Consider the following 23,611-nt stretch of genomic DNA (forward strand, 5'->3'; position numbering starts at 1 on the left):
ACCAAATAGCCTGCAAAACAGCTAAAAGTTTCGTTTATCCGGTCATTGCTTAGCTTTATTGCCTGTGTTTTGCAGGTAACAAAGAGGGGTAAAGCAGGGGACATGTTTAGATCGGCAATAATAAATTTGCGTATTTCTGCGTCATTATATCAACGTTTACACACTTTTCAACAACGCTACACCTAAAGTTGTTTTTTGATAAATTTGTATTCGTACAAAAAACAGAGACAGGAATAGACGATGCCCGAATTTTCGCACTTACACGTACACACCCAATTTTCATTACTTGATGGTGCTGCTGATATATCAAAATTGTATAAAAAAGCAGCTGCCGATGGCATGAAAGCCCTGGCTATAACTGACCATGGTAATATGTTTGGCGTGTTTAAGTTTGTGGCCGAGGCCGGTAAGCATAATGTTAAGCCTATTGTAGGCTGCGAATTTTATGTAGTTGAAGACCGTCACCGGAAGCAGTTTACCAAAGAAAAAAAGGACGTTCGCCGTCATCAGCTTTTTTTGGCTAAAAATCCCGAAGGCTATAAAAATCTGGTTAAGCTATGCTCATACGGATACATGGAAGGCCTCTATAGTAAATGGCCCCGTATTGATAAGGAGCTTATCCTGAAATATCATAAAGGGCTTATTGCTACCACCTGCTGTATAGGTGCATCGGTACCGCAAACCATTTTAAAAGGTACGCCTGAGGAAGCCGAGGCCGAATTTAAATGGTGGCTGGATTTGTTTGGCGAAGATTATTATATAGAGTTGCAGCGTCATGATATTCCTGAGCAGGAGATCATCAATAACGTATTGCTGCAATACGCTAAGAAATATAACGTAAAGGTGATCTGTTCCAACGATTCACACTACGTAGATCAGCAGGACTCAAACGCGCACGATATTTTGCTTTGTGTAAACACCGGCGATATGCAAAGCACACCAATAGCTACTGACGAAGAAGGTGGTAAGGGCTATCGCTTTGGTTTCCCGAACGATCAGTTTTACTTTAAAACCCAGGCCGAAATGGGGCAGTTGTTTCATGACCTGCCTGAATCGCTGGATAATACCAATGAAATTGTCGACAAGGTAGAAACCCTGAAGCTGAAGCGCGATATTTTGCTGCCTAACTTTGTGATACCTGACGAGTTTAAGATACACAGCGAACTTACCCCCGATGCAGATACCCTTAACCAATGGGAATATCTGAAACACCTCACCTTTAAAGGTGCACATGAGCGATATGGAGAATTAACTGCTGAAGCCGAGGAAAGGATCAACTTTGAGCTGTTTACCATACGCACCATGGGTTTTGCAGGTTATTTTTTAATTGTGGCCGACTTTATCAAGGCCGGGCGCGATATGGGCGTGTTCATCGGGCCGGGTCGTGGGTCGGCAGCCGGGTCGGTAGTGGCTTATTGTATTGGTATCACCAATATCGACCCCATTAAGTATAACCTGCTGTTTGAGAGGTTTTTGAACCCCGACCGTAAGTCGATGCCCGATATTGATACTGATTTTGACGACTCGGGCAGGCAGAAAGTTATCGACTATGTGGTTGACAAATACGGCAAAAATCAGGTAGCGCAGATTATTACTTATGGTTCAATGGCGGCCCGTACCAGTATACAGGATGTGGGGCGTGTTTTGGATATGCCGCTGGCTGATGTATCGGCCATCAAAAAACTGGTGCCCGAAACCTTGGGTATCACCCTTAAACAAGCCATTGAGCAGGTGCCTGAGCTAGAAGCGATCTATAAGTCAAGCGGCGATTTAAAAGGTACCGTACTTCGCGAGGCTGAAAAGCTGGAAGGTTCAGTACGTAATACCGGTGTGCACGCTGCAGGTATTATTATTGCGCCTTATGATTTAACTGATATTGTACCAGTGGCCACAGCAAAAGACTCTGACCTGCTGGTTACCCAGTATGATGGCCGTGTAATTGAAGATGCCGGTGTTATAAAGATGGACTTTTTGGGCCTGAAAACCCTGACTATCATCAAAGATGCGTTACGGCTGATCAAACAAAATCATAATGTCGATATCGACATCGATTATATCTCATTAACAGACGAGAAGACTTTTGAGCTTTACCAACGCGGCGACACCAACGGCACGTTTCAGTTTGAAAGTGACGGTATGCAAATGTACCTGCGCGATCTGAAACCCGATAAGTTTGAGGATTTGATTGCCATGAACGCCCTGTATCGCCCCGGGCCGATTGAGTACATACCTAACTTTATTAACCGTAAACACGGCCGCGAGGAAATTACCTTCGATTTGCCGGACATGGAGGAGTACCTGGGCGAAACTTATGGTATTACCGTGTACCAGGAGCAGGTGATGCTTTTGTCGCAAAAGCTGGCTGGCTTTAGTAAAGGCGATGCCGACGTTTTGCGTAAGGCAATGGGTAAAAAGCAAATTGAGGTGTTGAACAAAATGGAAGCCCAGTTTATGGAAGGCGCCATGGCGAAAGGACATCCTAAAGATAAGCTCACCAAGATCTGGACCGACTGGAAAGCGTTTGCCCAGTATGCTTTCAACAAATCGCACTCTACCTGTTACGCTTTCGTGGCTTACCAAACCGCCTACCTGAAAGCGCATTATCCGGCCGAGTACATGGCCGCGGTATTAAACAACCAGAACAGTATGGAGAAGATCACCTTCTTTATGGAGGAGTGCCGCCGCATGGGTATAGAGGTTTTGGGGCCGGATATTAACGAGAGTTACATGTCGTTCACGGCAAATAAGAATGGAGTGATTCGCTTTGGCTTGGCAGGTGTTAAAGGAGTAGGAGAAAAGGCGGTTGAAAGTATCATTGACGAACGTATTGAGCGTGGTCCGTATACTTCAATATACGATTTTGCGAAACGGTCAAATACCCGCAACGTAAACCGCAAAGCTTATGAAAATCTGGTTTACGGTGGCGCTTTTGATGGTTTTGGTTTAAATCGTGCGCAGTTCTTCGCCAAGTCTGAAACTGTATCCTTAACCGGTGTTGAACGGTTAATCAAATATGCCAACGATTACCAAAATACGCAGAATAGCTCTCAGTCATCTTTATTTGGCGGGTCGGTAGCATCGTATATTCCCGAACCTGCCATGCCTGAATGCGAAGAGTGGGCATTGATCGAAAAGCTAAAATACGAGAAGGAGGTTATAGGCATCTATCTGACCGGCCACCCCTTAGATAATTACAAACTTGAGTTGGAACGCTATTGTAACTCAACCATAACCGATTTAAAAACCATGCAAAAAGCTCGTTCGGGCGAAGGGGGCGAAGAGGTAATGAATGCCTTTGCACAGCTGCGTAAACGCGGCGAGCTAGCCATTGGCGGCTTGGTTGCCAATGCTCAGCATAAAATGACTAAAACGGGTAAGCCTTTTGGTACGTTTGTGCTGGAAGATTATAATGAATCGTACGAGTTTGCTTTATTTGGCGACGATTACATCAAGCACAAGGCGTTGATGGTAAATGGTTATTTCCTTCATATTAAGGGCACTATCGAAGAAAAATTCCGTCAAAAAGACAATTGGGACCTGCGTATCAGCACCGTGAGCCTGCTTTCAGAAATGCGGGACAAGCTGACCAAATCAGTAACCATAAATTTAGAATTGAGCAACCTTACAGATCAGTTGCTAAATGGTATTCAACAAATAGTTGAGGCTAATAATGAGAAATATCCTATGCGTAATTGTTCGCTGCGTTTCAGAATTAGCGGCGACGGTATGAGTGTAGATATGCCTTCAAAAGCCTATAAGGTGAGTCCCAGCGATGATTTGATGACTGAGCTATTTAATTTGACGAATGTGGCACCGGTATTGAATTAGGCACGTTATAATAATATCCAAAAACGGGCGTCATGCTGAGGCTCTCGAAGCATGAGCGCAAAAGCCAAGTTAACGTTTTTAAGTCCTGCGCTTGCCCTTCGACGGAGCTCAGGGTGACACCCCCTTTTTATTGTATGGCGTTTAAGATTTCTCCTCGTACCTTGAAATGACAAAATGGATGATAATTAATAGCCTCCCTGCCACTTCATCATCAAAGTGTATAACTTAACCTATTGTTAGTAATTTCTTTGTCAGATTGTCAGGTGGGTACTTGTGGCAAGTAATTTGAATACTCATATTTGTTGAATAATTAAAACAAGAAAAATCATGGCTTTAGAAATTACAGACGCAAACTTCGAGGAGCTTGTGTTAAAATCAGATAAACCAGTATTAGTTGACTTTTGGGCAGAATGGTGTGGCCCTTGTCGCATGGTTGGTCCGGTAGTTGAAGAAATATCAAAAGAATACGCAGATACAGCAATTGTAGGTAAAGTGAACGTTGACCACAACCCTGGTATCTCTGTAAAATATGGTATCCGCAACATCCCTGCTTTACTATACTTTAAAAATGGCGAGATTGTTGACAAACAAATCGGTGCTGTACCAAAATCTGTATTGGCAGGTAAATTAGATAAGCAAATAGCTTAATTCTTATATATATTTAAGTATAAAAAAGCGTTACAAATGTTTGTAGCGCTTTTTTTATGCACTTTTATGTGGTAATAATTACATTAGTTAAATTATGCCTCAGTTAAACGACGATCAGCAAATACGCCAATTGGCCAACCTCGAGCTCCTGGCCCGACAGGTGGTCGAGGGCTTTGTAACGGGCTTGCACCAAAGCCCATTTCATGGTTTTTCAGTTGAGTTTGCCGAACACAGATTGTACAACAATGGCGAGTCGGTAAAAAACATCGATTGGAAGCTGATGGCCCGTACAGATAAGTTATTTGTAAAACAATTTGAAGAAGAGACCAACCTGCGGTGCTATTTGCTGCTGGATACCTCATCGTCCATGAATTTTCCCGACAGGGGGATGGACAAGCTGCAGTTTTCCATCTACGCCATAGCCTCGCTGATGTACCTGTTCAAAAAACAGCGCGACGCTTTTGCATTAGGCATATTTTCAGATAAAATGGATTGGATAAGCCCGGTAAAATCAACCTCGGCACATTTATTTTATTTGTATGCCGAGCTGGAAAAATTGTACAATAATCCCAAAAAAAATACTACCACCAATATCACCAATGTGCTGCACCAGGCGGCCGAGCAAATCCATAAGCGCTCGCTGGTGATCATTTTTAGTGATATGTTGGAAAATAACCTTGATCCTGAAAAAATGAACGCCCTGTTTGCTGCCATTCAGCATTTAAAATATAATAAGCATGAGGTGGTTATCTTTAACGTTGCCGATAAGCAAACAGAGGAAGATTTTGACTTTGGTAATCGCCCGCACCATTTTATTGATATTGAAAGTGGCGAAGAGGTTAAAGTACATCCCGGTAAAATCCGCGAAGCTTACCAATCGGCCTTGCAAAGTTATAAACACCTGCTGGAGTTAAAATGTGCCCAGTATCATATAGATATGGTTGACGCTGCTATAAGCGATGGATACTATAACATTCTCAAATCTTACCTTATTAAGCGGAACTCAATGGTCTAAATTTTCCAGTTTGTCATTCTGAGCATAGCGAAGAATCTTATGCGATTTGCCTATTGCTTTGATAAGATTCTTCGCTATGCTCAGAATGACAAGATTAGTTTCTGACAAAAAATTAAATTAAGCAAATCAATTTGCGCAGGTATGTGTTAAAACATAAAACTCACTAATAATTTATGAAGTTAGCTGTTGAACGAAAGCCTGTAAGAGTTAATCCAGATCCCAAACGTGTTATAGCCAGATTTTTTTTCAACGGGAACGACCGTGCCAAAGAGGTGTTGGAGCGCGTGATGAGTATAAGTGAGGAAGAAGCATTTAGCATTATATCTCCTCTGTTGCAGGAATATTCTAAACGGCACCGCAACATCACCCGTGTATTAAACCGTCACTGTTCTAAACTCAAGCCATTCTTCTCTGAACTGAATATAGACTATGATACGCTTACCGTTTACCGTAAGCTGCTTATCGGGTCGTATTTTACGCATGAATATTCAATTGAGTCGGCGGCATTTTTTAACCCATCCATTGTGCAGGATCCTGATCAGAATGAACTTACAGAAGGCGAGCGCCGCGTGATCATGAGTTTTAGGGCAGTGGGCGAGGGGCATATTTCGTCTATCACTTTCCGCCGCGCATTGATTGACAAAAACAATAATATCACCGTTTTACCGGCCGGTAATTATATTGACGAAGCCGAAATTGTGCGCAACGCAGTTTACAATAAAAAGCTGTTTTTTGAAAAGGCAGCTATCACCCAGATTAATATTGATGTGCTGCGCGAACTGGAATCAAAGCTCGATCATCACTTTGAATACTCTAACCTGCGCCGCATTATTATTGACTCGCAGAAGTTGCAGGAAAACGATATGAAAAAGCTGGAGTATGACAAAGTGCTTTGGCTCGCCGATTCATACTATGAAATAGTTTTCTCGCTGGATACTGATATATCAGACCGTGTCATATTCCCGATATCTGAATATGAGCGTAAAGGTATTGAGGATGCCCGTTTCGTTCAATTTAAAAACGATGACGGCAGTTGTGTCTACTATGCTACCTACACCGCTTATGACGGTGCCTTGATTATGCCGAAGCTGCTGCAGACTAATGATTTTTATAATTTTAAAATCATGCCGCTGTACGGCGCAGGCGCCCAAAATAAAAATTTGGCACTGTTTCCACGTAAGATTAATGGTAAGTATGTGATGATATCACGTATTGATGGTTGCAACAACTATATCATGTATTCAGACAAGATCAATATCTGGGAAAAACCAATCTTATTACAAAAACCCAAATTCAGTTGGGAGTTTGTACAGATTGGTAATTGTGGATCGCCGATTGAAACTAAATATGGCTGGGTTGTGATTACGCACGGTGTCGGACCGATGCGCCGCTATGTACTTGGGGCCAGTTTGTTAAAGTTGGATGATCCGGAAGTTGAGATTGGCCGTTTAAAAGAGCCAATCCTGATACCTAACAGTGACGAGCGCGAAGGCTATGTACCCAATGTGATCTACTCGTGCGGTGCCATCATTAATAATAATAAGATCATTATACCTTATGGTTTGTCAGATTACTCGACTTCGTTCGCCGAGATTGATATCGACGACCTGATGGCGAAGTTTAAAGAAGACGGCGCTGTAGCTCTTGAAGACCGGAAAGAGATGAAAGCCGAAAAAGCGGAGATGGCCGCGGAGGAGAAGAAAAAGAATCAAGCTGTAGCAACAGCAAAATAGTTTATTTCTTTATAAAAAATTGAAGCCGAAGTAGTTTATACTTCGGCTTTATTGTTTGTTGTGAGTTTTGATGGAATCCTTTTTTCTATCAGGTCATAGCGAGGAACGAAGCAATGACGGCTTTTTATGGGTTTACTTATTCAATATCTCCTGATAAAGTCTAAAATAATCATCAGCCATTTTTTCTGTTGAGAACTGGGACGATGCCCAGTCCATACAAGTTTTGCGATTGATGTTTTTTAGCTCATTTACTACATGAACGGCTTCATCAACATTATTTACCAGGAAACCGGTTTCTTTGTCCTTGATCAATTCAGGCATGGAGCCTTTATTAAAGGCTATTACCGGGGTGCCGCATAGCATTGACTCAGCTACACTTAAACCAAACGGTTCGGCAAAGTTGATAGGATGGAGCAAAGCCAGCGCATTGCTCAGCAACGCATTGCGTTTATCAGGACCGGCGCTACCGACATAAGTTACTTGGTCGTCATCTAATTGCGGTTCTATCTTTTCTTTAAAGTAACATTCGTCCTGCACTATGCCGGCTATCAGTAGTTTCCGCTTGCTTTTTTTAGCGATCTCTATGGCTTCGGCTGTTCCCTTGTCGGGGTGTATGCGGCCGAAGTATAACAAGTAATCCTGCGGGTGTTCATTAAACTGAAAATCGTCAGTATTTAAACCATTGTAAACTGTTGCCAGGTAATTTAGTTCCAGGCTACGGTCGCTGTTGCTTATTGACACATAGTGACTAGTTCTGTTGTACTTTTTGTAAACCGGGATGATTTGCTGCGATGAAAAACCATGAATGGTGGTGATCATCGGTGTATCAATAAGCCCGGAGTAAGTAAGCGGCAAAAAGTCGAAGTTATTATGTATAATATCAAAAGCACCGGCTTTCTCCATCAGGTTGCTGATGTGCAGGCATTCTAAAACCTTAGCATCGTGTGACCGGTCTTCTTCATAACCCTTTTCGCAAACAGATTCAAGTTTGCCGGCGGTAATTGAATCGCCGGTAGCAAACAGGGTAACCTCAATGCCCCTTTTTATCAATCCTTCGGCAATATTTGATGCCACTTGTTCCCACGGGCCGTAATGCCTGGGCGGGGTACGCCAGGCAACAGGTGATAAAACAGCAGCCTTCATTATTTGGCGGTTATTAATTTCTGCGGAAAACGATTGTACTCGTATTCTAATTCAAAAGCTTCCAAAACAGTAAGGTGCGATATCAGGTAAGCCAAGGTGCTTTCTGCGCCCTGGTTACGGTTAATGCCGGTACGTTCCAAGCCATCGCAACAGCCCTTGGTTTCGTGGTCATATAGCGGTGCACGTAAAGAGTTTTCGCCCAGAAACCATTTATAACATAAAAACATTTTTTCAATATGTTCAGGCTTGCGAAATATCTGGTAGGCCTTGAAGTGCATCATTACCATAGCCATGGTTTCAATAGCCTGTTGGTCGTAAAGCGGGAAGTTACCGCCATGTTTATACCAACCTTCGTTACCAACCGGGGTAAGATAGCCGCTCGAGAGTGTCAGATTATCTAAAAACTCCATAGTTTTTAATGCTACTTCTTTAACGCGCTCATTACCGGTTATTTGCGATGAATGCAATAATGCCAATGGCAGTATGGCGTTATCATAAGTCATGGTTTCTTCAAACCAATGCCAGTCGGCAGTCTGCGTCTTTTCGTAAGCTTCAATGAGTGGAGTGGTTAAACGATTCAACTCGTTTGTCATGCCCTCGTCGGTGGGATGCACTTCCAAATATAAGCTGATACCAATAATGGTGTTGGCCATTCCCCTTAGGTGAACCAATGCCCTGAAATGCGGGAAAGAACGCTGAAAAACTTCAGTAGCAAATTCTTTGTAAGAATTACTGTCTGCGTTAGCTATCAGATACCCCAAACACCAAATAGTTCTGCCAAATGAATCTTCAGATCCGACGTCGTCTAAATATTGGCGACTAAAGCTCATGAAGTTTCTGAAGTTACCATCGTCAGTTTGCATGTAGTGGATATAACTTAGATATATCGGCAATAATTCGAATGCTTCACGACTGCCACTACGCTTATGAGCCATTAAAGCCATAATAAGAGCGCGTGCGTTATCATCCAGGCAATAGCCTTCTTTCAGGTTAGGTATACCGTACTTTGCATGTTGAACTATACCCGTATCATCAGTTAAGCGCAGTACGTGGGCCAGGCTAAACTTAGGCATGATCTCTGGATCAACAATGCTGTTCTTTAATATTTTATCACGATAATCGTGTTCATAGCAGGCTTCCTGAGCCACCTTAATAAACTCGGCGCCCACTACCGGCCAGCGCAGGTGCAGGCCGTATTCGTAAGCGTTTTGGCGCATTTCAGTAATCACCCGTTCCTGATCAAGCAACTCATTCACTATCTCAGCCAAAGCGTCGGCGTTTTTAAAGTCAAATAAGCGCCCGCGGTTGTGATCAAGTAGTTCCTGAGCATGCCAGTATGGCGTTGAAACCACGGCAGCGCCTGAGCCTACTGCATACGACAAGGTGCCACTGGTTATTTGTGCCTCATTAAGATACGGAGTAACGTAAACTTCACAAGCTGTTAAATATTGTATTAACTCTTCCTCGGCCACAAACTTATTTATAAAAGCGAGGTTTTGTGCTACGCCTAATTGATTGGCCAAAGTTTTTAAGTGGTCGCGATATTCTTCTCCCGAATTTTTTATAACACCAGGGTGGGTATTACCCAATACCACATACATTACGTCAGGGTGATTTTTGACAATACGTGGCAAGGCACGCACTACGGTTTCTAAGCCCTTATTCCGGCTTATTAAACCGAAGGTTAACAGTACACGACGGTTTTTAAATGGGGTAAGATTTTTAACCGGATTGTCTTCCGGCGCTTCCAGGTCAGGTACGCCATGTTCAATGATCTGTATTTTTTCGGCAGGTATATCGTAGATATTGACTAAGAAATCCACAGCCCTATGGCTCATTACAATGATCTTGGCCGACTGTTCAGCTATCTCACGGATGATTACACGCTGTACGTAACTTGGATCTTTTAGTATGGTATGTAATATGGAAATCAGTGGTTTTTCCAGACGGTTAATTAATGGCAGAATATAAATACCGCTTTCGCCGCCATAGATGCCAAACTCATGTTCCAGAATAACAGCGTCGGCAGTACTTGTATTAACGTAATTTGCTGCGCGGATATAGTCTTTTTGATGGTTTTGACGAATGATATATTTTACTTCCTCAGGATACTCATATTGATTCATGTCTTCCGAATCATTGAGGGCAACCACAAAGTCTCCCTTAAGCAGTCCATTTCGCTCAGGGAAATTGGTGCCAATGGCCCGCATAAGGTTATGGTTAAAAGTAGCAATACCGCATTCGCGGGGTGGATAGGTTGAGATATAAGCAATCTTCATGTTTTTTGGTAGTATGGTAGTGTTAGTCATAGGTCAGTATGTTTTCTCCTGCACAATATTCCTATAGTGACTAAAAAATAGTGCAGTTCTCCCGTCAAAAACGCAGTTTTTGTGATAAAGGCACTATTTTTAGCAGTATACCCTATAAAAGGCATAAACCATACCAAGATTTGCCGAAATAAGTTTATAGTTTTAAGCTCGCGGGATTTCGGCTTTAATACTACTAATCACAATAAAAGCTAATGGCTTCTACAATGACGTCACAGGCTTTTTTTATCTCGGCCGATGTAATAATAAGCGGGGGAGCAATGCGCATAGAATTATCGCAATGCAAAAACCAATCGGTGATAACACCATTGGTAATACAACGGTCGATGATCTTCTTGTTAAGGTGAAAGTTTTCCAACTCAAGGGCCAGCATTAGCCCTTTGCCTCTTACTTGTTTGATAGCCGGATGTACTAACAGGCTTCGCATTAATGCTTCTTTTTCTGCAACAGTATCCGCCAGGTTTTCATCCAACAATACTTCCAGCGCTGCCAACCCTGCCGCACAGCAAACCGGGTGGCCGCCAAACGTGGTAATGTGTCCTAAAATTGGATTTTCTTTTAATGCAGACATGATTTGTTTTGACGATACGAACGCGCCGATAGGCATGCCACCGCCTAAAGCTTTTGCCAGTAAAAGTATATCAGGCACAATGCCATAATGTTCAAAAGCAAACAGCTTACCCGTCCGGCCCATAGCGGCTTGTATTTCATCAAGTATGAGCAAGGTGCCGGTTTCATTGCAACGGCTGCGCAGGGCCTGCATATAAGCCAAATCAGGCACGCGGATACCTGCTTCACCTTGTATGGTTTCAATGATTACACAGGCCGTTTGTTCGGTGATCAGTTTTAGATCATCAACGCCGTTAAATCGAATAAAACCGACACCAGGCACTAATGGCCGATAGGCTTGTTTAAAAGCCTCATTACCCATCACACTTAGGGCACCATGTGTGCTGCCATGATAAGAATTTTTACAAGCAATAATTTGCTGCCGGCCGGTATAACGTTTAGCTACCTTTAAAGCGCCTTCAACGGCTTCTGCGCCAGAGTTTACAAAGTAAACCGACTGCAAATTATCAGGCAATATAGAAACCAGTTTCCCGGCGAAGCGCACTTGCGGCGTTTGCACGTATTCGCCGTATACCATCAGGTGCATGTATTTGTCTACCTGATCTTTTATAGCCCGGATAACTTTTGGATTACTGTGGCCAAGATTGCTTACGCCTATGCCGGATATCAGGTCGATAAAGCCTTTTCCTTCCGAATCATAAAGATATACTCCTTCGGCGCGCTCAAACTCTAACAGCAATGGAAAATCAGTGGTTTGCGCGTTATTAGCTAAAAATAATTGCCGAAGGGTTACCATATCGTCAAAAATACAAAAGGCCTGCCACTTATACGACAAGCCTTTTGTATGTTTCTGAACCGATGCGTTTACATCGGCGTTTTGTTGTCTTCGTGAAGCTTACGTACCAACTCGTCGTTAAACTCACGTTCTGATTTAATAAGCAGACTTACCTTTTCCGGAGGCAATATTTGCAAAAAAGCGTCATTGTATTTTTTACGGATGTTTACCAATTCAGTATCGTAGTTCAGGTCTTTTTTAACTTGCTCAACACCATTGCTCTGGGCATCTGAGTTGTTTAGGCGTTTTAGTCGTCTAACATCTATCAGTTCGTTTTGATACTGGCGGTACAATGGCCAAAACTTTTCGGCTTGGGCACGGGTTAAATCAAGACGTTGTCCAATAAAGGCTTCTTTAACTACCTGTATACGGCGCATACCGGGAGCCATTTGCCTTTCAGGTTTCCGTTCGTAGCTTTGTTCGCGCAGTTGCATGCGCAAATTTTGCGAATAACCGGTATAGCTGATCACTGATAGCAATAAGACAATAAAAATACGTTTACACAACTTATTCAACAGCATATTCTACTTTTATTCGTCGGTTAAATCTTGTAATGCGGCTTTTAGCTGGTCTGTATTAACAGGCAGGTTTTCTGTAGCTACGGTATGTTGTGTTTCATTGCCGTCAACATTTTGTTCAAGGTAACTCTGGATATCACTCACCGGGATATTTGATAACTCTTTATGCAGGAAAGAACGGTCATGAATTGCCTCGGGCGACTCTAACTCCATAACTATTCCGGCACCAATTACAGCTACAATACAAGCCGCAGTAGCATATTTAAATGCATTGGTTGAAAGCATGCGGATAATTGCGCTTTTGCGTTTCACCTCCTTTTTAACCGGTTGGTTAACTGTCTGGTTTAATATGGCCTCATTTAAACCGGCAAAGTACCCTTCAGGCACGCTTAATGTATTTTCAATACCTGCCATAGCGCCATCAACAGCAATGCGGCTTTGGATATTGCTGGCCAATTGTTCGAAATAATTTTCCGGGACGGTGTGTCCGGTATCCCCGGCGAGCATTTCTTCGACTGCTATGCGGGCCTGGATGTTGACACCTAAATTTTCAAAATATCCTTCAGGTACAGTTAAACCTTCTTTAGCATTGGCTTGTTCAATAACTAGCCTGCTTTGAATATTGCCGCTTAACTCTTCAAAATAATTTTCAGGAACAGTAAAGGCGGTATTTTGTGCGTCCAGAATTTCCTCAACAGCGATACGGCTTTGGATATGGCTGGCTAAATTTTCGAAGTAATTTTCAGGCACAGTAAATGCATTTGGCGAAATGGTGTTTTTCATTTCGTCCAATTTAATTACTGATTTGATACGATCTGACAGTTCATCAAAGTAACCGTCAGGCACTGTAAACGGGTTGCTATTAGCTACCTGTTTTAGTTGATCATAGTCATTTAACCACTCTTTATTTTCAATATCCCTTGCCATGATTACCTATAGATGAAATTTAGATGAAAAGGTTTAATCACTTTTTAAAATTAATCTTCTCCAAGTAAAATCGTTTCTATTTTTTTCACCGCCAAATGGAACGATGCCTTTAATGCACCCACACTGGTACCCAGCACCTGCGACATCTCCTCGTATTTCATATCGTCATAATATTTCATGTTGAATACAAGGCGTTGTTTTTCGGGTAAGGTTAGTATGGCTTGCTGCAGCTTTTTCTGTGCGGCATCGCCGTTAAAATAGCTGGAATCGGCCAGCGTGTCTGCAAGGTTGTAAGCCTCATCCTCTATTGAAATGTTGTTCCTTTGTTTCTTTTTGTTCAGAAACGTAATGCACTCATTGCTGGCGATACGGTACATCCAGGTGTAAAGTTGTGAATCATTACGAAAGCCGGGAAGGTTTTTCCATACTTTAATAAACACGTCTTGTACAATATCGTCCGCATCGTCATGGTCTATCACCATACGACGGATGTGCCAGTAAACTTTTTGCTGATATTTATTCAGAAGCAGATTAAATGCTTCGTTCCGGGTATGCTCGTCCTGAAACTTACGGAGTATTTCTGCATCATCAACCTGTGTAGGCATGTGTCTAAAAATTAATTTTAGTATAAATGGTTATTTAAAGTTTTTGTTTTAAATGACCAATAAGTGCTAAAGTAGTGAAAAAATTGGCCCCACCCAACCCTCCCCGGCAGGGAGGGATTTTTTAAAATGATTATTTTTAAGTCTCCCCTTCCCGGTGAGATTTAGAGGGGGCTAATTAAATCCAGCACCTGCTGAGACGAAGCTTTGGTATCCACCTTTTCAATTACATGGGTAATTACACCTTCGGCATCAATAATAAAAGTAGTGCGCATAGTGCCCATATATTTACGGCCGTACATATTTTTTTCGCCCCATACGCCGTACGCTTCCACAATGCTGTGGTCTGTATCTGCAATCAGCGGAAAAGGCAGGTTATGTTTGGTGACAAATTTTTTGTGCGATTTTTCATCGTCAACGCTTACGCCAACTACTTCAAAACCTTTGCTTAACAACGACTGATAGTTATCCCTGAAGTCGCAAGCCTCGGCTGTACAACCGGGTGTGTCGTCTTTGGGATAAAAGTAAAGAATAACCGTTTTGCCTCTGAAGTCAGACAGTGAAACGGTGTTGCCATTTTGATCTTTAGCGGTAAATTCGGGAGCTTTTGCGCCTGCAGTAGGTGTTGCCATTTATCGGGTGAATTGTGCTATGTATTGGGTAAAATTATTCTTTGCATCGCCTACTACAAGTTCAAGGCTGTGCTTGCCGCGCGATAGGCTATCATCAAAGGTATAACTTAGTACTTTAGTTTTATAATCCCATTTCATTAAAACCCACTTGCCGTCAATTTTGCCATTGTATGTCTTTACACCGGTTAAATTATCGCCGATACGAAAATAGATACCCCGTGCTTTTGACATATTTGAGCCATTATGAATATTAATCGGATTAACATAAGGCGGTATGGTATCTACTGTTACGTAAAAATCGCCAAATGACCGGGCCATGCCTTTCACATACCCATTCTCATAAATACAGCTGTCGCATAAGCCACCGCTTCCGGTAATAACAGCCTTGCCGGCCAATTGGCCTAAGCTTACATCGGGTTTTATCCAGATCTGGTAACGGTCATGTATGGGGATAAATTTATTGTGAATACGATGAGTAATGGAATATTTACCGGGTCGCCTGGCAAGGCTGTCATAGGTGAATTCCACGTTATCGTAAAGGTTCCCCGGGTCAATAATAACCTTTAACCGGGACGAGGTAAATACATTGACCTTGTCATAATAAAACAGGTTTGATGGCGGTTTGGTAGCTGCCGCCTGAGGATATGGTGTTGAATGTACTTTAAGGCTTAGCGTCGACGTGTTGCCTGCCACATCTTTTACGATGTATCGGACATCGTGCATCTGGTTGTCGTTGAAATTGATAACGCCCCGATTTATTGACTGCGGATATAAAGAAATACGACTTCCGGGCGGTATAAAACATTTTTGCATAAACCGGTGCTCACGCAAAAATGATGGGTAATCTATATAAGCATTTATGGCGTGGGTTTGGTCAAAGCCAAAGCGTTCCGCAGCAAAAGTGTAAACCGTTTTGCCATCAATCATTAATTCGATCGAATAAGCGCCATTTGGATTTGATGATGCGCTGTTTCTGTCAACAGTTGAAATGCCAAAAGCCGTGTTACCACTTACCTCAATAACCTGCGGATGTAGCAGATGGTAATTACCGGCTGCGCCGCTTACCACAAAAAATTGGTGCGGCGTATGTTCACTGAATGGTTTGTCGCTAAGTTCATAAACACCGGCTGCCATTATTGTCGGTTGCACATGGTCAGGAATAGTGATGCCAAACAGCTGCGGATTGATGGTCTGTTCAGATTTTGTTTCCCTGATTTCAAAATGCGAGTGGGGGCCTGCTACAGCACCTGATTGGCCGGAAATGGCTATCACATCACCTTTACGAACGTTGATTTGGTTTGGCGGCAGGTTAAAATCCACTTCGTATAATTGGTGGGCATATTGATAATCGTGCAAGGCTTTGTCAATTTCGGGCGCAAAGCTCATATTGTGCATATATACAGTAGTATACCCATTGGGATGATTGATATAGACGATGTTTCCACCACCACCAAACTGCACCCTTATACGCGAAATATACCCGTCTGCAGCAGCATGAACCGGATAACCTGTGCGCTGATTAGTTCTGAAGTCTAACCCGGCATGAAAATGATTAGGTCTTAACTCAGCAAAACCGCCGGCAATAGATGGGGGCAGATCAAGGGGATAGCGAAAATAATCCTGCGGATAATCGCGGCTTTGTATAGGTTTTTGCGCCAGGGCAATATTAAAGCAAAGTACGGGCAGAAGTAAAAAGAGGTATTTATTCATCAAAATACTATACACCAGGGATGGCCCCGGAGTTTTAGAAAAAATCAGTTAGTTTAAATACAAGGGTTCTCCCGTGGCTTATTTAATATAAAAATCGATCAGCTTTTCATCCTCCAAATAACCTTCCAGATGGTCGCCTATGTTTACTTTGCCTACTCCTGCGGGAGTACCGGTAAATATCAGATCGCCTTTTTTTAGCGTAATATAACGCGATACAAAAGCTATGATATACTCGAAAGAAAATAGAAGATGGCTTGTATTTCCTGTTTGTTTTCGCTGTCCGTTAACGTCAAGGTGAAAATTCAGGTCATACAGATTGGCAAACTTACTTTTAGGCACAAAGGTGCTTACCGGAGCAGAACTGTCAAAAGCCTTCGCCAACTCCCACGGTAATCCTTTTTCTTTATGCCGTGATTGGATATCGCGGGCAGTAAAATCTACTCCTAAAGCTATCTCTTCATAATAGTTGGCCGCAAACTTTTCACTAATGTGTTTTCCTTCTTTGCTGATCTTTAAAACAATTTCCAGCTCGTGATGCACATCTTCAGAAAAGTCCGGATGATAAAATGGCTTGTTATCTTTAAGTAACGCAGTATCTGGCTTTAAAAATATAACCGGCGCTGTAGGTACAGGGTTGTTAAGTTCGTGAGCATGTTCAGCATAGTTACGACCAATGGCAATGATTTTCATATAATAAGTAATGAGCGTTAGCGCGAAATAATGAAGATAATTCGCAGCGGCGTAAGTTAAGGAAAAATGAATTATTGATTTAAGCGATGTGAAAACAATCACATATGTTACAAAAGAGAGATGCGCTTAATAACAGACTCAGTGCCGGCAACAACACGGATAAAGTAGAAGCCCCGGTTAATTTTACTACTGATAGAGCGGTTAAGTATCTGCTCGCCAGGCTCGACACGGTTTGAAAAAAGTACCATGACATCGTTGCCCAAAACATCTACCATTTTGATAGTTACATTTGAGTTGCGGGATATCACGTATTTAAGATTGATCTGATCGGTTATGGGGTTAGGAAATACTTCAACGTTGCTTAAGAGCTTGTCGGTAGGTAAAACAACCCGAACAGTTGAGGTGCTATTTGGCTTGATAGGGGGAATGGTAAGGCTCATCCCCGGCAATAAAGTTTTTTTTGGTTTCTTTTTGAGTAAACTATAGCTAATTGTGTCTCTTACTTTAGGCTTTTCAGGCTTGGCTGAGGCATAATTCATGAACGTTGCCACAATAGCAAAGGTCAATATCCATGAATTAATAATAGTAAAGGTTCTCCTCATGCCTTATAGTTACTTTCAGCTACAAAAGTATAAATAATGTTTTCATCAAAAACAATGTCTCGGGCATTATTGTGTAATTTAACAAATTTTAACAATGCCCAATTTCTGGTTAACAATAGATTTCATTATACGTTTGCGTAAATATTTAAGTTGTAACTCAAATAATTTAATACTTTTGTGCCTTTATCAATTAGGATAAGATAGTGTCGCAACATAAAGATCTACAAAAACTGACGGCCGCTGGCCTTCTCATCAGTTTAGGAATCATTTACGGAGATATCGGTACTTCTCCGTTGTACGTATTCAAAGCCATCGTAGGCAGCCAGCACATTACAGATACCCTTGTTTTAGGTGGCGTGTCTTGCATAGTCTGGACATTAACGCTTCAAACTACTTTAAAATACGTAGTTATTACATTACGTGCCGATAACAAGGGCGAAGGGGGGATTTTCTCATTATTTTCATTAGTGAGGCGAAAAGCTAAATGGCTCATTATACCGGCCATTGTAGGAGGCTGCGCTTTGCTGGCCGATGGTATCATTACCCCTCCAATTACTATTTCGTCTGCTATAGAAGGTTTGGTGCCCCAGTTCCCGCACTTACATACCGTGCCGGTGGTAATTGCCATTATTGGTGCTTTGTTTATCATACAGCAGTTTGGTTCATCAACAGTAGGTAAGGCATTCGGGCCTATTATGTTTATCTGGTTCACTATGATGGGCGTGTTAGGGGTCACTTATATCGTTCAAGATCCAACCGTTATCCGTGCTTTGAACCCATATTATGCCATTAAGCTTTTGACCAGTGGCGAATATCATGCATTTATTATTCTGGGTGCGGTATTTCTGTGTACAACAGGTGCTGAAGCGTTATATTCAGACCTGGGCCATTGCGGCCGCAAAAACATACAAATTAGCTGGGTATACGTTAAAAGCTGTTTGATTTTGAATTATCTTGGCCAGGCCGTATGGTTATTACAACGCGGCGGGCAAGTTCTTAATCTTAATTTGCAGAATCCTTTCTATAAAATCATGCCCGAATGGTTCCTGATCTTCGGTATCGGGATAGCTACAGTGGCAGCAATCATTGCCAGTCAGGCCTTAATTTCAGGCTCGTTTACGCTGATTGCTGAGGCAGTACGTTTAAACCTTTGGCCGAAAGTTAAAATTCATTACCCGAGCGAGCAAAAAGGACAGCTTTACGTGTCAAGTGTTAACTGGCTTTTGTGTGCCGGTTGTATCGGTGTGGTAATGTTGTTTAAGCATTCAGACCGAATGGAGGCTGCTTACGGTTTAAGTATTACTGTGGCCATGTTAATGACCACTATCCTGGTATCGCGTTTCCTGCGCCGCAAAAAGGTGCCTAATTATATTGTTAACACTTTTTTGGTTATTTATATTTTGATTGAGGGAACTTTCCTCTATGGTAACCTGAATAAGTTTGTTGACGGTGGTTGGTTTACACTATCTATCGGTGCAATACTGTTCTCTGTAATGTGGACCTGGCACACCGCCCGCAAAATCAGAAATCGATATGTTAAGTTCGTCGAGATTGATGATTATTACAATATCATCAAAGAATTAAGCGATGACGATACCGTGCCAAAATACGCCTCGCAACTGGTTTATCTTACCAGCGCCAACTTTAACTCAGAGGTTGAATCAAAAATTATTTACTCGATACTGCAAAAGCAGCCCAAGCGTGCCGACGTTTACTGGCTGGTACACGTTGACGTAGTTGACGAGCCTTATAAAAAAGAATACGAGGTTGATGTGCTAGTTCCGAATAAACTTATTCGCATTGACTTTAAATTAGGGTTCCGTATCGAGCAGCAAATTAACCTGTTATTCAGGCGGGTAGTTGAAGATCTGGTTAAAAACGGTGAGGTTGACATCACCAGTAAATATGAGTCGCTGCATAAACACAAAATTGTGGGCGACTTCCGCTTCGTAGTAATCGAAAAGGTTCTTTCACGCTCTCATAATCTTACATTTTATGAAAAAGCCATTATGGCGTTTTATGGTTATCTGAAGAAGATAAGTTTATCAGAAGAACGTGGTTTTGGTTTAGATTTAAGTTTTGTAACTATTGAAAAAGTGCCGCTGATGCTGGCTGCACCTGAAAGCGTAGAAATAACCCGAATTTATCCCGGATAGTATTTTCTTAAAACTTTTTTGTTAAGTTATTATTACTTCAATATTAATACAGATTGTAACAATAGTTTCGATCTGTATTAATGTTATCTGCCATGAAGTATATAATAATTGCTTGTCTATTTTTAACATCATTAGAAGTTAGCGCTCAGGCGGTACCAGATACCGCTAAGAAAAAGTTGGGCGATACAATCAAGAAAGATATATTAACTGTGCCTGACACTGTGCGCAATTTGCACAGTAAAGCCCTGGCTTTTGTGCCGCCGTTGGCTTTGATCACTTATGGTGCTTTATCCTTTCCGGTACATCCTATACGCAGGTTTGATTATTACATCCGGAATGAGGTACAAGATAAATACCCCACTTTTCATTCTGTTGCCGAAAGTTATTTCCAGTTTTCGCCTATAGCAGCGGTTTATGTACTTAATTTGGCTGGGGTTGAAGGAAAGAACAGATTTGTTGACCGAACAGCCCTGCTGGGTCTTTCGGCCGTTATATTTGGCGGTAGTACCGGCATAATCAAAAAAACCACACATCGTTTACGGCCAAATGGCGAAAATACAATGTCATTCCCATCCGGGCATACCGGGACAGCATTTATGGGCGCTGAATTTTTAGCGCAGGAGTTTTCAGGTAAATCTGTGTGGTATGGTGTAGCGGGCTATACTGTCGCTACGTTGACAGGTGTTTTCAGGATAGGTAACCGCGACCATTGGTTTAGCGATACCGTGGCGGGTGCCGGTATTGGTATGCTATCAACAAAAGCGGCTTATTTTATTTACCCTCATATCCGCAACCTGCTAACACATACCGATCAAAAGACAGGGAGAACAGCTACCTTGATGCCGTCTTATCAGGACGGCGTGCCCGGCCTTTCATTAGCTATGCGATTATAAGTTTATTTATAGCGAATTTTGTAAATAAGAATAGTGCCGGCAAATATAAAGGTAACCAGGTTGGCAGCCGCTACCGGTGCGCTGTGGTACATTATGCCATATAACAACCATAAAAAAGTGCCTACAGTAAATACAACATACATTGATAACGATATGCCCGTTGTGTTTTTTGTGCGAATTGTTTTTACAGCTTGAGGCAAAAATGAGATAGTGGTGCAAAAAGCGGCTAAAAAACCTATAATTTCGATATAACTCATTGTGTGGATATTAGGGTTTGCAAATATAAATAACAAAGTGTTAAATATACACTAAGTATTTAATATTTAACTTCTTTACCCAGCCGGCTGTTTTTATAGCTGTAAGTGAAATAGATAACTAAGCCCAACACCAACCAAATCAGGAAGCGTAACCAGTTGGTATAACCTAATTGAGTCATCAAATAAAAGCAGCTCATCAGGCCCAGAACAGGTATCAGCGATAAGTTTTTGATAAACACCATGATAGTTAACACCGCTGCCAGAATGATAAACAAAAACATCGGAAAATTTTCATGCGCGTTTTCGGCTGAAAATAACTCAAGCATCGGTTTCCAGAAAGCGATCATATCCGCAATGAATAGTACAGGTACAATGAATTTACCATTGATATAAGGCAGTTTGAACCGGCCTTTATGCTCAGCTTCGTGAGGTAATAACAGTACGCCGCCGCATACCAATACAAAGGCAAACAAGGTGCCGATGCTTGTTAGGTCGGTAACCTCAGTAAGATTCATAAATAACGCCGGAACTGCCACTACAATACCCGTAATTATCGTAGAGAATGATGGCGTATGATATTTAGGGTGAATGCGCGAAAATGCTTTTGGAAGCAAACCATCACGGCTCATACTCATCCAGATTCTGGGCTGACCCAGTTGGAAGATTAATAACACACTGGCGGTGGCAATAACTGCGCTAACAGATATTACGTAACTAATTTTATTTAAGCCAACTTTACCAAATACAAACGCCAGCGGGTCGGCAACCTGAAGGTCTTTATAGTTTACCATACCGGTAAGCACCAGGGCTACTAACACGTATAAAATTGTGCAGATTATCAATGAGTAAACCATGCCACGCGGTAAGTCGCGTTGTGGGTTTTCGCATTCTTCGGCTGTTGTCGATATGGCGTCGAACCCAATATAAGCGAAGAAAACACCCGATACGCCCTTCATCACTCCGCTAAAGCCATTTGGCATAAATGGGTGCCAGTTAGCCGGGGTTATGTAGAAAAAACCAATTACAATAACCGCTAATATTACAGCTATTTTTAAATACACCATAGCATTGGTAGCACGCTTGGTTTCGCGGATTCCTACGTACACCAGGTAAGTAATGATCACCACAATTAACAGCGCCGGAATATTGGCTATCAGCCTGAAATCACCTAAACCAGGGGCATTGGCCCACGCAGTTGCACCGGCTTTCATAGTCTCGGTTATTTGCGAAAGGTTATGGCTGGCGGTTAATTGCTGAACCTGTTCATGCGCTTTAAAGGCCGAGTAATAATCCATGGTCAGATATTCAGGCACATGAATACCAAAGCCTTCCAATAGGTTTAAAAAATAGCCACTCCAGGATATAGCCACTGCAATGTTGCCTATGGCATATTCCATCAACAAGTCCCAGCCAATAATCCAGGCAATCAATTCGCCGAATGAAGCATAGGCGTAAGTATAGGCGCTGCCCGCAACCGGTATACGTGCCGCGAACTCTGCATAGCACAACGCTGAAAATCCGCAGGTAATGGCAGTGATGATAAATAAGAAGCTTACTGCGGGCCCTCCGTAAAATGATGCTTCGCCGATAGTTGAGAAAATGCCGGCGCCTACAACTGCCGCAATACCCATGAGGGTTAAATCACGAACATTTAATTCTTTTTTAAGCTGCGAGCCGCCGCCGCCATGTTCGCCATCACCAAACCCACAGGCAACGTCATCTAATATTTTACTGATTGATTTTTTACGAAATATACCTTTTGACATTCTTCTTTATTTGCTGCAAAGCTATCAAACATAACCATTTTTTTGTTAGGATATGCTTACTTTGCACCCATGAATATCGGAATAAAGGACGTTTTATACAAAGTAAGATTCTTTTTTATACCCTATCTGATACTGATAGCCATTTGCCTCATCATTAAGTTAAGTTATACCCGCGAAGAGATTTTTTTTGCCATAAATGCCCGCAATTGGCCCTGGGCCGATTCGATAGCCCAATACATTACTGACATAGGTGATGGCTTCACGACGATAGGCCTCACACTAATTTTGCTGCTGTTTAATTATCGAAAGGCTTTTGTCCTGGCAGGCAGCTATGCACTAAGTTCAGGGCTTGTCGCTCAATCGCTAAAGTATTTATTTGATGCGCCCAGACCTAAATTGTATTTTCATGATCAGCTAAGTCGCATACATTTTGTAAGCGGTATCAACCAGCTAAGTTATCATAGCTTTCCGTCAGGGCACACCATTACCGCATTTTCTACAACCGTTGTTATAGCTTACTGGGTAAAAAATAAGTTTTGGGGCTTACCGTTGCTGCTGCTTGCAGTTATTGTAGGCTATTCACGTATGTATTTGAGCCAGCATTTTTTTGAGGATGTTACAGCAGGGTCTGTTATAGGGGTGGTAGTTACCGTAATGTGGTTGTGGTGGGTCGATAATCGAAAGTTCCTCAAATCGTTGAAGTGGGAAAAGGGATTGCTGAAGAATAGATAATTGTTTGCCGCTTGTACAAAAAAGCCC

The 23,611-nt window shown here is 42.2% G+C and carries 19 protein-coding genes; 7 read left to right on the top strand and 12 right to left on the bottom strand.

Annotation, left to right across the window (positions count from 1 at the left end):
• The first annotated feature begins 240 nt into the window (after positions 1-240).
• From dnaE to ACFS5N_RS15555, 4 genes are all read left to right on the top strand, one after another.
• Entirely contained in the window at positions 241-3,828 is a 3,588-nt protein-coding gene (dnaE, locus tag ACFS5N_RS15540; protein ID WP_377187518.1) for a DNA polymerase III subunit alpha, read from the top strand.
• 327 nt (positions 3,829-4,155) lie between these two features.
• The gene (gene trxA, locus ACFS5N_RS15545; RefSeq protein ID WP_377187521.1) at positions 4,156-4,476 is read left to right on the top strand and encodes a thioredoxin; all 321 of its coding nucleotides are present in this window, start codon (positions 4,156-4,158) and stop codon (positions 4,474-4,476) included.
• Between the two features lie 94 nt (positions 4,477-4,570).
• Positions 4,571-5,491 carry a DUF58 domain-containing protein gene (locus tag ACFS5N_RS15550; protein ID WP_377187524.1) on the top strand — a complete coding sequence of 307 codons (921 nt, stop codon included), beginning with the start codon at positions 4,571-4,573 and terminating at the stop codon, positions 5,489-5,491.
• 173 nt (positions 5,492-5,664) lie between these two features.
• On the top strand, positions 5,665-7,224 hold the full coding sequence (locus ACFS5N_RS15555) for a glycoside hydrolase family 130 protein (RefSeq protein WP_377187527.1): 1,560 nt from the start codon (positions 5,665-5,667) through the stop codon (positions 7,222-7,224).
• A 132-nt stretch (positions 7,225-7,356) separates the two neighbouring features.
• On the opposite strand, the gene ACFS5N_RS15560 is transcribed toward ACFS5N_RS15555, so the two are convergent.
• From ACFS5N_RS15560 to ACFS5N_RS15605, 10 genes are all read right to left on the bottom strand, one after another.
• The gene (locus ACFS5N_RS15560; RefSeq protein ID WP_377187530.1) at positions 7,357-8,367 is read right to left on the bottom strand and encodes a glycosyltransferase family 4 protein; all 1,011 of its coding nucleotides are present in this window, start codon (positions 8,365-8,367) and stop codon (positions 7,357-7,359) included.
• Positions 8,367-10,676: a glycosyltransferase family 4 protein gene (locus ACFS5N_RS15565; protein WP_377187533.1), complete on the bottom strand. Its 2,310-nt coding sequence runs from the start codon at positions 10,674-10,676 to the stop codon at positions 8,367-8,369. The genes ACFS5N_RS15560 and ACFS5N_RS15565 overlap by 1 nt, the downstream gene beginning before the upstream one ends.
• 193 nt (positions 10,677-10,869) lie before the next feature.
• Positions 10,870-12,060 (bottom strand): aspartate aminotransferase family protein, encoded by a 1,191-nt coding sequence (locus ACFS5N_RS15570; protein WP_377187536.1) that lies wholly within the window; start codon positions 12,058-12,060, stop codon positions 10,870-10,872.
• Positions 12,061-12,128: 68 nt separating this feature from the next.
• Positions 12,129-12,569 (bottom strand): hypothetical protein, encoded by a 441-nt coding sequence (locus ACFS5N_RS15575; RefSeq protein WP_377187539.1) that lies wholly within the window; start codon positions 12,567-12,569, stop codon positions 12,129-12,131.
• 60 nt (positions 12,570-12,629) lie between these two features.
• On the bottom strand, positions 12,630-13,544 hold the full coding sequence (locus tag ACFS5N_RS15580; RefSeq protein ID WP_377187542.1) for a hypothetical protein: 915 nt from the start codon (positions 13,542-13,544) through the stop codon (positions 12,630-12,632).
• A gap of 50 nt (positions 13,545-13,594) precedes the next feature.
• Positions 13,595-14,149 carry an RNA polymerase sigma factor gene (locus tag ACFS5N_RS15585; RefSeq protein WP_377187545.1) on the bottom strand — a complete coding sequence of 185 codons (555 nt, stop codon included), beginning with the start codon at positions 14,147-14,149 and terminating at the stop codon, positions 13,595-13,597.
• Positions 14,150-14,310: 161 nt separating this feature from the next.
• A complete protein-coding gene (gene bcp / locus ACFS5N_RS15590; protein ID WP_377187548.1) occupies positions 14,311-14,778 on the bottom strand; it encodes a thioredoxin-dependent thiol peroxidase in 468 nt (155 codons plus the stop codon).
• Entirely contained in the window at positions 14,779-16,488 is a 1,710-nt protein-coding gene (locus ACFS5N_RS15595; RefSeq protein ID WP_377187550.1) for a M23 family metallopeptidase, read from the bottom strand.
• Between the two features lie 78 nt (positions 16,489-16,566).
• A complete protein-coding gene (locus tag ACFS5N_RS15600; protein WP_377187552.1) occupies positions 16,567-17,178 on the bottom strand; it encodes a fumarylacetoacetate hydrolase family protein in 612 nt (203 codons plus the stop codon).
• 107 nt (positions 17,179-17,285) lie between these two features.
• On the bottom strand, positions 17,286-17,780 hold the full coding sequence (locus ACFS5N_RS15605) for a T9SS type A sorting domain-containing protein (RefSeq protein WP_377187555.1): 495 nt from the start codon (positions 17,778-17,780) through the stop codon (positions 17,286-17,288).
• 203 nt (positions 17,781-17,983) lie between these two features.
• On the opposite strand from ACFS5N_RS15605, the gene ACFS5N_RS15610 reads away from it, so the two are divergent.
• Together ACFS5N_RS15610 and ACFS5N_RS15615 are read left to right on the top strand one after the other, a co-directional pair.
• On the top strand, positions 17,984-19,936 hold the full coding sequence (locus ACFS5N_RS15610; protein WP_377187558.1) for a KUP/HAK/KT family potassium transporter: 1,953 nt from the start codon (positions 17,984-17,986) through the stop codon (positions 19,934-19,936).
• A 92-nt stretch (positions 19,937-20,028) separates the two neighbouring features.
• A complete protein-coding gene (locus ACFS5N_RS15615; RefSeq protein WP_377187561.1) occupies positions 20,029-20,829 on the top strand; it encodes a phosphatase PAP2 family protein in 801 nt (266 codons plus the stop codon).
• Positions 20,830-20,831: 2 nt separating this feature from the next.
• On the opposite strand, the gene ACFS5N_RS15620 is transcribed toward ACFS5N_RS15615, so the two are convergent.
• Together ACFS5N_RS15620 and ACFS5N_RS15625 are read right to left on the bottom strand one after the other, a co-directional pair.
• Complete coding sequence (locus tag ACFS5N_RS15620) at positions 20,832-21,086, bottom strand: SemiSWEET transporter (protein ID WP_377187564.1); 255 nt, start codon at positions 21,084-21,086, stop codon at positions 20,832-20,834.
• Positions 21,087-21,145: 59 nt separating this feature from the next.
• Entirely contained in the window at positions 21,146-22,852 is a 1,707-nt protein-coding gene (locus ACFS5N_RS15625; protein ID WP_377187567.1) for an amino acid permease, read from the bottom strand.
• Between the two features lie 69 nt (positions 22,853-22,921).
• On the opposite strand from ACFS5N_RS15625, the gene ACFS5N_RS15630 reads away from it, so the two are divergent.
• Positions 22,922-23,584, top strand: coding sequence for a phosphatase PAP2 family protein (locus ACFS5N_RS15630; RefSeq protein ID WP_377187569.1), 663 nt, complete (start codon positions 22,922-22,924; stop codon positions 23,582-23,584).
• Positions 23,585-23,611 lie beyond the last annotated feature (27 nt).

The sequence above is a fragment of the Mucilaginibacter ximonensis genome, assembly GCF_042686265.1.
In the GTDB taxonomy this organism is placed as follows: Bacteria; Bacteroidota; Bacteroidia; order Sphingobacteriales; family Sphingobacteriaceae; genus Mucilaginibacter; species Mucilaginibacter ximonensis.